Annotated in this window: 11 protein-coding genes and 1 tRNA gene; 3 read left to right on the top strand and 9 right to left on the bottom strand. The window is 49.2% G+C overall.

What is annotated here, in order from left to right; genetic code table 11:
* Window positions 1-4 precede the first annotated feature (4 nt).
* From CFREI_RS00095 to CFREI_RS00115, 5 genes are read right to left on the bottom strand one after another with little or no spacing between them, the layout of a single operon-like run.
* Window positions 5-1,441, bottom strand: a complete 1,437-nt coding sequence (locus CFREI_RS00095) for a penicillin-binding transpeptidase domain-containing protein (protein ID WP_027011552.1) — start codon at window positions 1,439-1,441, stop codon at window positions 5-7.
* Window positions 1,438-2,748, bottom strand: coding sequence for an FtsW/RodA/SpoVE family cell cycle protein (locus CFREI_RS00100; protein WP_027011553.1), 1,311 nt, complete (start codon window positions 2,746-2,748; stop codon window positions 1,438-1,440). The genes CFREI_RS00095 and CFREI_RS00100 overlap by 4 nt, the downstream gene beginning before the upstream one ends.
* On the bottom strand, window positions 2,745-4,124 hold the full coding sequence (locus CFREI_RS00105) for a PP2C family protein-serine/threonine phosphatase (protein WP_027011554.1): 1,380 nt from the start codon (window positions 4,122-4,124) through the stop codon (window positions 2,745-2,747). Before CFREI_RS00105 ends, CFREI_RS00100 begins: the two co-directional genes overlap by 4 nt.
* Complete coding sequence (locus CFREI_RS00110; protein WP_027011555.1) at window positions 4,125-4,598, bottom strand: FHA domain-containing protein FhaB/FipA; 474 nt, start codon at window positions 4,596-4,598, stop codon at window positions 4,125-4,127. It abuts the gene before it with no gap.
* A gap of 25 nt (window positions 4,599-4,623) precedes the next feature.
* Window positions 4,624-5,802: an FHA domain-containing protein gene (locus CFREI_RS00115; RefSeq protein WP_027011556.1), complete on the bottom strand. Its 1,179-nt coding sequence runs from the start codon at window positions 5,800-5,802 to the stop codon at window positions 4,624-4,626.
* Window positions 5,803-6,013: 211 nt separating this feature from the next.
* Here CFREI_RS00115 and CFREI_RS00120 point away from each other — a divergent pair.
* Window positions 6,014-6,096 (top strand) — tRNA-Leu (locus tag CFREI_RS00120).
* Between the two features lie 588 nt (window positions 6,097-6,684).
* Window positions 6,685-6,984 (top strand): threonine dehydratase, encoded by a 300-nt coding sequence (locus CFREI_RS00125; protein WP_084170625.1) that lies wholly within the window; start codon window positions 6,685-6,687, stop codon window positions 6,982-6,984.
* Window positions 6,985-7,106: 122 nt separating this feature from the next.
* Here CFREI_RS00125 and thrC read toward each other — a convergent pair whose 3' ends face one another.
* Genes thrC through CFREI_RS00145 form a run of 4 tightly spaced genes read right to left on the bottom strand, consistent with a single transcriptional unit; the run spans window position 7,107 to window position 10,144 of the window.
* A complete protein-coding gene (thrC, locus tag CFREI_RS00130; RefSeq protein WP_027011557.1) occupies window positions 7,107-8,534 on the bottom strand; it encodes a threonine synthase in 1,428 nt (475 codons plus the stop codon).
* A gap of 30 nt (window positions 8,535-8,564) precedes the next feature.
* Window positions 8,565-9,212: an anti-sigma factor gene (locus CFREI_RS00135; protein WP_051255751.1), complete on the bottom strand. Its 648-nt coding sequence runs from the start codon at window positions 9,210-9,212 to the stop codon at window positions 8,565-8,567.
* Complete coding sequence (locus CFREI_RS00140) at window positions 9,209-9,778, bottom strand: sigma-70 family RNA polymerase sigma factor (protein WP_027011559.1); 570 nt, start codon at window positions 9,776-9,778, stop codon at window positions 9,209-9,211. The genes CFREI_RS00135 and CFREI_RS00140 overlap by 4 nt, the downstream gene beginning before the upstream one ends.
* 60 nt (window positions 9,779-9,838) lie before the next feature.
* Window positions 9,839-10,144 (bottom strand): pentapeptide MXKDX repeat protein, encoded by a 306-nt coding sequence (locus CFREI_RS00145; protein ID WP_156907675.1) that lies wholly within the window; start codon window positions 10,142-10,144, stop codon window positions 9,839-9,841.
* An 808-nt stretch (window positions 10,145-10,952) separates the two neighbouring features.
* Between CFREI_RS00145 and CFREI_RS00150 the strand changes: the two genes are divergently transcribed.
* Window positions 10,953-12,611 (top strand): redoxin domain-containing protein, encoded by a 1,659-nt coding sequence (locus CFREI_RS00150; RefSeq protein ID WP_027011561.1) that lies wholly within the window; start codon window positions 10,953-10,955, stop codon window positions 12,609-12,611.
* The last annotated feature ends 6 nt before the right edge of the window (window positions 12,612-12,617 follow it).

The raw sequence follows: 12,617 nt of genomic DNA on the forward strand, positions 1-12,617 counted from the left end.
TCACCTATTGCCTTTGCACTGCATTGAGAACGGCATGGCCGATCGGCGCAGCAACTGAGCCACCAGTGGCAGCTTGACCACGATCACCACCGTTTTTCACGACGACCGCAACTGCAACGTCAGCGTCTGGATTAAACGCAATGTACCATGTATGAGGGTTAGAATTGCGGGAATCCTCGCCGTGTTCCGCTGTACCAGTTTTAGATGCCAGGTGATTTGTACCACCAGGCATAGCTCGCTCAGAAGACCGCATCATTTCTGTTAATTGCCCAGCAATCTCTGGAGAAACAGCTTGGCCCAATTCCTTTGTCTTGGTGGCTCGCAGTTCACTGAGGTCGGAGCGGAGAATGCGCTTGACCACATATGGCTGCATCCGCATACCACCATTAGCTACAGTGGCGGCCACAACAGCATTATGCAATACAGACATTCTGACGTCACGCTGACCAATTGATGACTGACCGCGTGCGGCAGCATCACTGATATCTCCAATGCCACCTTTTTCTACTGGTAGACCAAACTCATATGAGTCTTCTACACCAAAAGCCTGAGCCGTTTCGGCAAGGGCTTCAGCCCCGATATCAACTCCCATTTCCACGAATGCCGTATTGCAAGACTTGGCAAAAGCATCAATCAACGTAGTCGTTGAGCCGGAGCCACATGCCTGCCCACCATAGTTCTCCAAGGTGACGTTTGTGCCTGGCAAAGTGATTTCGGAAGCAGCCGTAACCTGACTGTCAGGCGTGTAGTTTTTCTGTAAAGCAGCAGCCGTAGTGATTACTTTAAACGTTGAGCCAGGAGGCAAGATTTCTTGCGTCGCATGATTCAGCAACGGCGAATCTGGATCTTGATTTAGCTCTGTCATTGTTGCTTCCGCGGTAGCAGGATCGACAATTGGTGAGGGATCATAACTGGGGGTCGAAGCCATCGCTAGGATCTCGCCAGTACTTGGTCGAATGGAAACAACTGCGCCTTGGTAATTTCGACTTGCAAGTTCGTTATAAGCGGTTTCTTGCATCGCCGGATCAAGAGTCAACTCGATACTTGCACCGCTGGCTTCTTTGCCGGTCAGAGCATCCCACCATTGCGAAGAAAGCAGTGATGAGTCCGTACCGTTGAGTATGTCGTTATAGCTTTTTTCAATGCCAGCAGAGCCATAGACATCAGAGATATAGCCCTCAACGGGGCCGTACGCAATGGGATTAGTGACGTATTCTCGGTGGTAGTAGCCATTCTCGTCTTTATTTGAGCGTGCCAATACAATCCCGCCGGCAGAAATCTGCCCACGAGGCATTGACTTCAGTTTTAAGAATTGGCGTCGATTGTAGGAGTTTTCGGCGTATTTTTCTTCCTGGAAAACCTGAATCCATGAAAGGTTTACCAACAAGATAATAATGAGTATTAGCGAGAAGATTGCGGTGTTACGGATAGATTTGTTCATGAATTCGCCTCCGCTTCTCGCCGAGAAGAATCGGAAATTCGGAGAATAATGGCCATCAGAATATAATTCGCCATCAATGAAGATCCACCTTGCGACATAAACGGCGTGGTTAAACCAGTCATTGGCATCAGTGCCGAAATTCCAGCAGTGACGACGAAAATCTGGATTGCCAATGTGAGCGATAGTCCGGAAGCAACAAGCTTGCCATAAGAATCCGGTACCGTAAGTGCCGTATGCATGCCACGAGAAATAAAAATTGCAAACAAAATCAAAACGGAAGCGATACCGAATAGGCCGAGCTCTTCAGCCACTGCGGCCAAAATATAGTCAGAAAATACAACAGGAATCATTTGTGGATAACCCTGCCCTAAACCAGTACCAGTAATTCCGCCCCACGACATTCCAAATAGTGATTGTGATAGTTGTCGCCCAGTACCTAATGGGTCTGCTAGCGGATCCATAAAGTGGGATACACGAGCCTGGATTTTTCCTGAAATCTGGTACACCAGAAAACCACCGATACTTACCAGAATCACGCCAATAATAAGCCAGGAGGCGCGGCCTGATGCTAAGTAAAGCATGCCCAGTACTGTGCCGAAAAGAAGTAAAGCAGGGCCAAAGTCGTTTTCGCCAGCCATAATCATTAGTGCGATTGCCCATACACCAAGGATCGGTGCTAGGTCACGGACCCTGGGAAAATCGAGACCAAGGATACGATAACCAGCCACGTTAAAAAGTGCGCGCTTATTCACTAAAAGTTGAGCGAAAAAGAGCAAAAGCATGATCTTGGAAAATTCACCGGGTTGTAAGGACAATGGTCCAATGGTGATCCAAATATCTGCGTCTGCCTCTGTGTCTACAGGCCAAACCATGGGCAGTGCCAAGAAAATCAACCCAACGAGCCCAAGCAAAAACGAGAACTTGGTCAGGGACCGGTAATCATTTAGAAAGATTAGTACCAGCACCATAAGGGCAACGCCAACGAAGGTCCACATAACCTGACGGGGTGCCAGTTCTACATTCGGCAGTGCAATATCGATGCGGTATACCACCACAAGACCCAAACCATTAAGTATTGCCGCCACGGGCAGCATAATCTGATCTGCGTAGGGTGCTTTCCAACACATTACAAGGTGGGCTATCAGGAAAACGGTGATAAAGCCACCCATAAGCATAAAAATGTCTGAGGTGAGATTCCCGCTAACAGAAATCTCAAGGTTAATAACAGCGACCCCCACGATTAAAGACGCGAGGATCAAAAGGCCCAACTCTAAACGGCGCATACCTAGGCGCTCGAAAACAATCATGACGCCTCCCGACAATTCACTCCAGGTTTTTTCGCTTCCGTAGGCTGCTGACCCGGAGCTGCATTTCCACTAGGTGCTGAAGAACATAATGGTAAAGCATCTTCGGATAGGCGCAACATTTGGCTTCGAACAGACTCATATGATCCTGCAGGAAGTGTAGAAATATCTCTACGAGATTCTGGCAGGTCTGTTAATTTAAACGGGCGGCAGTTGGAATCGTTACCATTTTTGGTATCCACGAGAATTAATGCATCACGCTCATTTAAACAGGTTCTCTGAAAATTGCTGTGGAGTGAATACCCGAAAACATCTTGGCTTAAACCCTGCTCAATTACGAGCTGCCCCTCGTCTTCAGCCACATAAAATGTATTCCGTATGTGGTTGTATCCAAACCAAGCACCAACTGCAAGCCCTGCAAGCAAACCTAACGTTACCCACAGTGCTAATCGACGCCCCCTCTTGTGCGGTTTCTGCGCAGGTGCAGGTTCCTCAATAGCTTGCTGCAATTGAGGCTGCGGATCGGGTGGAGCTGCTAGGGCAACCCCGGAATTCATGGACGCTGCGCGACCCGCAGCGGTATCAGGTCTAGGTGATTCGGGTTCATTTGCATTCAATGCACCCGCAGTCACTGGGACGGTAGAAATATATGCGCTGCTTGGATTATCACCTGGAACAATATCAGCGACTACGACGGTGACATTGTCGGGGCCACCGGACCGTAGTGCGAGTTCCACCAACCGTTGTGCAGCATCTGCCGGTGAACCAAGCTGAATTGTTTCTTCAATTGTGGAATGCGTGACCGGATCGGATAAACCGTCAGAGCATAGCAGCAGGCGGTCGCCGATCTGGGCGTCGAGAAGCGTAACAGTGGGTTCGACGGGGCGGCCAGTATATGCCTTTAGAATCAGAGACCGCTGAGGATGTGTGGATACATCCTCGGGATCGAGTTTTCCTTCAGCGACCAATGATTGGACGAAAGTATCATCGGTAGTAATTTGCTGAAGCACACCATCGCGGAGACGGTAGCCTCGGGAATCTCCAACGTGGCATAGCCCAAAGTGATAACCATCAAACATAAGGGCGGTAAGCGTAGTTCCCATGCCATCAGTTTCAGGTGCTTGGCGCACCCGCTCGGCAATGGCTCTATTGCCATCGTCAGCTACCGAGGCAAGAATCGCGAGCATGTCATTTTCGCCAGGGTGAACATCTAATTGCTTGACATGCTGAATCATAAGCTGAGAAGCAATCTCGCCTGCGGCATGACCGCCCATACCATCTGCAAGCGCTAAAAGATGTGGGCCGGCGTACGCTGAATCTTCATTGTTTCCGCGAACTAAACCTCTATCTGAGGCAACGGCATAGTTAAGTTTCAGCATTTAAGGTTCGAGCCTCACTGTAGTCCGGCCAATCACAACTTCGATTCCAATATCAACACGTTCTGGCTGGTCGATACGGTACCCATTGACAAAGGTGCCGTTTCGGGAATCAAGGTCCTCCACAAACCACTCAGAGCCGCGCCGGAACATGTGCGCGTGCCGAGCGGATGCGTAGTCATCGTTAATGGGGAAAGAGCAATCAGGGCTGCGTCCAAGAACAATATCTTGGACGTTTTCTACTTCCACGTAAGTACCCGCTAACGGTCCCTCAATGACCATCAAAATACGGGCTGTACCCGACTTTCCTCCGCCTCCGCTACTCTCACCTATGGGAGGTGCCGAACCCACACCAGAGGGCCCGACTGTAGCGGCAAGCTTGGCGTCATTTCGTAATGCACGTAACGCCATAAAAACAAAGAACCACAGCAAGACCAGCAGGCCAATGCGAAAAGCAAACAACACGAAGGTATCCATGTGGGTCTCCTTGTTTAAAAATGAATTAGCCGCTGATACGAACTTCAATATACGAGTGGCCCACAGCGATTACGTCGCCATCAGCCAACAGCCAGTTTTCCACTGGCATGTTATTCACCGTTGTGCCATTGGTTGACTGCAAATCAACCAATACAGCGTCGCGACCATCCCAGGTAACCTCAGCATGCTGGCGGGAGACACCAGTATCCGGGAGACGCAGGTCCGCGTCTACACCGCGCCCGATAATATTCGAACCTTCCTGAACTTGGTAGGAACGGTTAGAACCATCTTGAAGAACTAATAAAACAGTCGGGTAATTCTGCAGGTGTGGGGCGGGAACGATCTCAGTTGCAGGCTCTTCTTGTGCCAGATGTGGGGGGTGAGGCTGGTGCATTGGCGGCATCGGCTGGTGCATAGAAGGTTGATGCATTGGAGGAGCAACAGACTGCCCTGAGCCTTGTGATGCCGGAGGTTGATGCATCGGTTGTTGATGACCAGGTTGGTGTATATCAGCCTGAGGAGCAGGTTCCTGCGGAAAACTTGGGGGTTCAGGCTGGAAGGCCGGAGGCTCAGTTTGGAAGCGAGGTGGCTCTTGCGAATAAGAGGAAGAGTCCATAGAAGGCTGATGCATCGGCTGCTGATTTGGATGTTGAGCAGGCTGTAAGAAAGTCTCAGGCTGAGGTTGGTAACCACCGGACCCATTACTTGGCGTTCCAGTATGAGAAGTTCCGGAATCAGCATAAGGTTGTGGCTCATACTGCGAGCCATATGAAACGGGACCCTGATCAGAATCTTGGCCCGCAAACCCGCTTGAAAAACCTGGGTTCGGATTTGAGGTGGATCGTGCCTTTAACTGGCCCGTGCGCAAACCGCCATCGAGCATGACAAATACCACAACGGGACCAGCCAACGACCAACCTTTATTGCGGGCAAACCTCCCCATACGATCAGCGAAATCAGCCGGGAGTGACGGGTGATTTGAGGAAAGATTGAGGAAATCCTTGGTACTTACTGAGACTTCAAATAAGTTCGGGGAAAGGATGCCACCGCCGTTGGCTTGGGCAATATTGTCTTCTGCTTCTTGTTTGAGCAGTTCCTCCAGCTCAGCAGGGACAACCTTGCCTCCAAACACGAAAGCGAAACCGTTGTCCAAGCCACGCTGAAGAGCACTGTCCAGCTTGGCAATTCGGCCCATTACGGACACGTTCAGGCCACCTTTCTATCAGTATCGATGAGTAGTTGAATGACAAGGTCAATGCGACCAGTATATGTGTTTTAGGCAAGAGGATTGAAGAGGCGGGTATGCAGGGGTTTTGGGGGGATTTTAAGAAAAGGCTATGTGGCCTGGGGATTTGACGCAAGATAAGCAAAATATGGTACTGTTTTGAGGTCCACAGCGACACCAAAATCCACTCGGGCGAGTGGCGGAATGGCAGACGCGCTGGCTTCAGGTGCCAGTGTCCTTCGGGACGTGGGGGTTCAAGTCCCCCTTCGCCCACAAATCAAAACCGTGAACCATGAGGTTTACGGTTTTCTTTTGTTTACAGCTGGGCGGGACTGAAAGTTCTCTTACACAGGAAAAAGTTGCCTAAAAAGTATGTGAGTAATAAAAAATCTGTAGTCTGCTACCCTTTGTGATCTGTAACTGAATTTATTGGAAAATATAACTCCTATAAGGATAGCTAGGTCACACCTTGAAAAATACGTGATATTCATTGCAATTTTGGGGGTGCTTGGCGACTAAAGGTCTTATTCCTAGGTTTGCAACGAGTTCTCTGATTAATTTAGTAGGCTTTTCTTTTTGTCTGTCTAGCATTGTGGATGACAGTCTACTGCCGGATTAAATACTTGAATGATGGGAATATATTCGCAGTAGCTAAGTGGTTCACCCTTGCTGCGGTGTGCACCAAGGCATCTACAAAACGTAACTATTGAAACCGGTTTTATTTTCAATAAGCGCCGATAAAATTGCTGGTAAAAGGCTTGATTTTCAGTAGTGTTTTCAACTACAGTGCCTTATTGGAACGAGAAAGAAACGCTCCAAAATAAGCCGAAAAAGGTTAAACCCGAAAGGAAAACCGTCACCATGGCACACAAGATTCATGAGCATCATGACCACGAACACGGCGAAGGTTGCGGCCACGTAGCAATTCCGCACGGCGATCACGTCGACTACGTCCACGATGGGCACCTCCATCACAAGCACGAAGACCACTGGGACGAATGCGTTTCTGAAGGACACCACATTCACGAAAATCATGACCACGAACACGGCGAAGGTTGCGGCCACGTAGCAATTCCGCACGGCGATCACGTCGACTACGTCCACGATGGGCACCTCCATCACAAGCACGAAGACCACTGGGACGAATGCGCAGGCGCATAAAAGATACGGGTGAAATAAGCCAAGGTTAGAAATTGGTTTTACCCTTGACAGGGTCGTTAAATAAGAAAACGCGACAGAGGATTAGATCCTTATGTCGCGTTTTGCCAATACTAGACCAGTTACTAGACGTTGTTGTGAATAAATTCTTTCACCAAGTCAACATTGTTTGGTAGTGGTTTAACGCGCCTTGGAGCGTTCATAATGTCTTTAAAACGCTCGGGCATTTCGGGCTCTTCGCCTATTGCTTCAAGGATGGTTTCAGAGAACTTCACGGGTAGTGCTGTTTCCAAACAGACAATCGGAGTCTGGATTTTATTGCGGAGTTCCCTGGCTACATAGATGCCGTCGGCAGTGTGGGGGTCTACTAAGACTCCAAGGCGCTTATAGCAATCATGGATGGTTGCTACACGATTAGCATGGGTTGAACGTCCAGAAAGGAAACCATAACTTGCGGCAGCTTCTGAAAATGCGGGGTCGTCGACAAGCGTAAAACCGCCAGTCTTTACTTTTTCGCCAAAGAGTTCTGTGATGCGGGTGGCGTCGCGACCAAGGAGATCAAAGATAAAGCGTTCGAAATTCGATGCGCGAGAAATATCCATGGATGGACTGGAAGTTTCAAGTGTTTCAGCACTGTTTCGGACGCGGTAGGTGCCGGTGCGGAAAAACTCGTCGAGCACATCATTTTCATTAGTTGCCACTATAAGTCGATCAATCGGGATTCCCATTGATTTGGCAATGTGGCCAGCACAAATATCACCAAAATTACCGGTGGGTACAGAAAAACTCACACGTTGGTCATTTGTGTCTGTGGTACGAATCCAGCAGGAAATATAATAAACTACCTGGGCTACAAGGCGTGCCCAGTTAATGGAGTTTACTGCACCAATGAAGTGGGACTGCTTAAACTCTAAGTCGGCGGAAACTGCTTTCACTACATCTTGGCAGTCGTCGAATACTCCATCGAGGGCAATATTGTGGATATTGTCATCTTGGAGGCCGAACATTTGAGCTTGTTGGAAGGGTGTCATACGCCCAGCTGGTGTGAGCATAAAAACCGAGATACCTGGTCGGCCACGCATTGCGTATTCGGCTGCGGAACCAGTGTCACCAGACGTTGCGCCGAGGATATTTAGGGTTTCACCGCGACGTGCAAGCTCGTACTCAAAAAGTTCACCGAGTAATTGCATGGCCATATCTTTAAAAGCTGCAGTAGGCCCCATAGAAAGATGGCCGATGTACATGCCGGGCTCAAGTTCGGTGACTGGCACAATTTCTGGCTCCGAAAACTTCGGATAAGTGTACGCTCGTGCGCAAATTCGTTCTATGTCTGATGGGGGGATATCTGAGATAAAAAGCTTCAGTACCTGTGCGGCTAAGGCAGCATAACCCTGTGAGTTAAGGATTGAGCGCCACTCCGTAAGAGTTGCATCGTCTACTTGTGGATAGTGGCTGGGTAGGTAAAGACCCCCGTCTGGAGCCAATCCGCCGAGTAGAATATCGGAAAAGCTTGCGGGGGTCTGAGATGCATCGCGCGTTGAAATGTAGTCCACGCCATAAACCATACTGAACGAAGCCGAGTTTTATACCAATGTGACTTCCTCTAAAAGTTCGCCTTGAGGTGTTTTACTCCCATTCATCGGTTCTTTGGTAATAAGTACACGCATGGTTTTGGCAGGTAGTGGCATCCAAACGTCAGTGTGGGGGGATTGGTCTATTATTCCTGCTGATTCCATTTGCCCGTCGGGCATAACCGCCCAAACTTGTGCACCCATTCCTTGGTCTAACTTCGGCGCACCATTCACCATCAACCCGCCTTTACCCATTTGTTCGGAAATGGCCACCTCGAATTGAGCGCCCATCGCCTCACCGCTTCCACTTCGTGCATCGGAGGCTGCCATGACTTCACTCAAAATGTTCGGCATGCTTGTGGTTGACGAGGAAGCCAGGGTTTGCTCAGGCAGGCCATTCAAGGAATTAGAGATCCACACTCCAGCTCCGGCTAACACGACAATCGCGGCCGCAGCGGCAACAAACATACCTATGTTTGAGGATTTTGACGTGCGGCGTTGATCAAGCGAACTAACTTGCGGTTCATTGGAAATTTTGGCGAGTATTTCACTGCGCAAAGCTGGCGACGGTGCGACCGGCACCACGGCGTCGAAAAGCACTTCATCGATGTCAGCCAAATCTGGGTCCTGAGCGCGGGCCTCATCAAAAGCATTGCTCACGGCGCAACTCCTTTCTTCTCAACGACCGCGCGCAGCTTACGCAATCCATCACGAACTCTGGTCTTAGCGGTTCCAAGTGGAATGCCTAAAGCATCCGCAAGTTCTTGGTGCGTCAAACCACGAAAATATGCCAACATAACAGCAGTGCGATGCGGTTCACCAATACTATCTACAGCGCGGCGCACAGCAGAAGCTTCGATCGACGCAACAGCCTGATCCTCAACAGAGGCGAACCACGTAGCACATTGCAACTGGAAATCACGCTCGTCACGCCCCTGAGCTGCACGATACGATCGAAGCCTATCAATAGCCCGTAACCGCGATAGCCGTAACACCCAAGAACGAGCACTACCCAACTTGGCATCAAACTCCGCAGCTCGACGCCACACCTCAATAAAAACCTCTTGCACAACCTCCTCCGCCTGAGCACGGTCCCGCAAAACCTGCAAACACATGCCCAAAGCATGTGGAGCAAGCGCATCATACAAAGAGGCAAACGCCTCCTTATCACCTGCAGCCGAGCGAACCAGCAACACTTCGCAATCGACAGGTTGAGTAGACTCCATAGACGCTGAGACTAGCGCATGCATTAGAGGTTTTATAAATATAGAGGCTAAACGGCAGAACTACTTGGAGTCCTTTTCCATTTTGTCTGTGGAGTCTTTCTCCATTTTGTCGTCGGACTTCTCCATCTTCTCCATGGAATCCTTCTCCATCTTGTCGTCGGACTTCTCCATCTTGTCGTCGGACTTCTCCATCTTCTCCATGGAATCCTTCTCCATCTTGTCGTCGGACTTCTCCATCTTGTCTGTTGAACTCGTTGAAGTGGAAGGCATTGTTGATTCTTTTGTGGTTTCACCACACGCCGCGAGACCAAGTGCTGATAGTGCGATTGTTCCGGCAATGATTGATGTACGAGTGAGTTTTCGCATTCTGAACTCCTATGAAATAGACCACCGTTTTTGAGCTAGGTGGCAGTGAATTGCTGTTCATCGAGTACTGCGGAGAAGGGCGTTGTTTTAGATTGGATGTGTTATTTTTCGGGGGTATCTATTGGGGGTGATCGAGATGGGTTGGCGATGATACTCGATTTGTAGGTGCTCCTTCTTGCTTTTTAGCTCTAGGAACGGGTGGCCGTATTGTGTCCTGGGTTACAGATGATACAAAAAGGGCAAGTTTTTAAAAAACTTGCCACTTTAGTATCACGCCCGCAAATCTGGCCTGGGGTTTTAGGGGGGCTTCTGCTACAAAATGGAGGGGTTTTTAAAAAACTTGCCCTTTTTGTAACATCTGCATAGTTTCATAATGAAAAAGGAGGTGCTTCTATACATCTGAGGTGCTTTACCTGAAACACGTCAAACGCTCGCAAAGATTCGAGTACAGGTTGTTTCCCCAAAAGCAAGCAAGCTTGGCTAAAACGCCAGGAATGATTTATCAAAGAACCAACTATCGGGGATCCTTTCAGCTTGCGGCTACTTCTTCAGTGTTTGCGGCTACTTCTTTCATGCTTGTGGCAAAGTCTTGGCTTCAAAATGCCTCTCACCAGGCATGTCAAAAATTTTCCGGAAGTTTTCTTGCGTTTTGCAATCCGGTCTTTGTGTTTGGTCCGTAGTAGGGAATAGATGCCACCAAGGTGGGAAGATAACTTACAGATGGTTTCGGTTGTTTTCTTGGGTCCCTTTTGAACTGGAGCTATTGTTCCGCACTTTGGTGGCATCCTCTGATCGAAAGGATTTGAAGGTGTTTGAATTAGCGGTGATAGGTCTTATTGGGGGCTTGGTGACTGGCATTTCGCCGTGTATTTTACCGGTGCTTCCCGTAGTTCTTGCTGTTACTGCAGGTAATGGACGGAAGCCAGTTGCGGTTGTCGCCGGCATTGCACTGAGTTTCGCCGCTATTACCTTAGTTGGAACGTTGGTTCTTAATGCGATTGGTTTGCCGCAATCAACACTGCGGTGGGCGGGGATTATTCTTCTGATACTAGTAGGGCTCGGAATGATTGTTCCGGCTTTTGGTCGTCTAATAGAAGCTCCGTTCCAGCATTTGCCAAGGCCAACATTTTTACAAACTAAGGCGCAGGGCAAAGGTGGTTTTCTTATAGGTTTGGCACTGGGTGCTGTCTATGTACCTTGTGCCGGCCCAGTGTTGGCTGCGGTTACCGTTGCGGGTGCTACGGGTGAAATTGGTTGGTCAACCGTGGTCCTGACGGTGGCGTTTGCAATTGGTGCATCGGCACCACTACTTGTATTCGCTGCAGCAGGCAATCGTATTGGTGCAATGCAAAATGCATTCGTTCATCGAATCGCCGGAGCTGTAATTATCGTCTTAGCTATTGCGCTCGTGTTTGACGCTCCAGCAGCTGTACAACGCGCACTTCCGGACTGGACATCTGGAGTCCAGCGTTCTTTGAGTGAGAATCGTAGAGTGCAAGAGGTTCTTACAGGTGCTGCGGGCGGAGAAGAAGGCACCCTTGAGTTTTGCCGCACAGCAGGCGCAGATGAACTTCATGATTGTGGCGATGCACCAGAATTTGAGGGGCTTGAAGGCTGGTTTAACACAGATGAACCAGTGAAAGTGAAGAATGGTCAGGTTACATTGGTAGATTTCTGGGCCTATGCCTGCATTAACTGCCAAAGGGCCAATCAACACATTACGAAGCTGTATGACACTTATCGGGATGCCGGTCTTCAGGTCGTAGGTATTCATGCACCCGAATATGGTTTCGAACGAGAGCTCGGCAACGTGAAATCAGCTACTCAGGATCAAGGGATCAACTATCCAGTGGCTCAAGATAATGAGTTCATCACGTGGAAGAAGTACAATAACCGCTACTGGCCAGCACATTATCTCGTGGATGCTGAAGGAAAAGTGCGCCAAATCCACGAAGGTGAGGGGGCCTATGCGGAAACAGAAAAACTCGTTCGAGAGTTACTTACTAAGGCAAATCCAAACGTCCAACTACCTAATCCTGTAGAAGATGGAACACCTGATGCTGTGACTTTGGATCGGAATCCAGAAACATACCTCGGAACGAAACGTGCGCGTTTCTATGAGAATCAAGGCTACACAAATGGTGTCCATGATTTTAAGGAATCAGATTCAGATCCAGATCGCTTTGCGTACCATCTTTCCGGAGAATGGAATCTTTCAGATGATGCTATCGAACCTAAAAATAAGAGCGCGAAACTAACGCTAAACTACCGGGCGGCCCTCGTACAGGTGGTCGCATCCGGAAATGGCAAAATTCACGTCACGCGTCCTGATGGCTCAAAGGAGACTTTTGAAGTTCCTAAAACCCCTGGCACAGTCGATATTGTGAAAATGAAGGACGCTCAAGAGGGAGTGCTTTCGATTGAAGTCGAGCCCGGTGTTCGCATGTATTCGCTAACATTCGGCTAAAACGGA

Origin of the sequence: Corynebacterium freiburgense (genome assembly GCF_030408815.1) — a bacterium.
GTDB classification, from domain to species: domain Bacteria; phylum Actinomycetota; class Actinomycetes; order Mycobacteriales; family Mycobacteriaceae; genus Corynebacterium; species Corynebacterium freiburgense.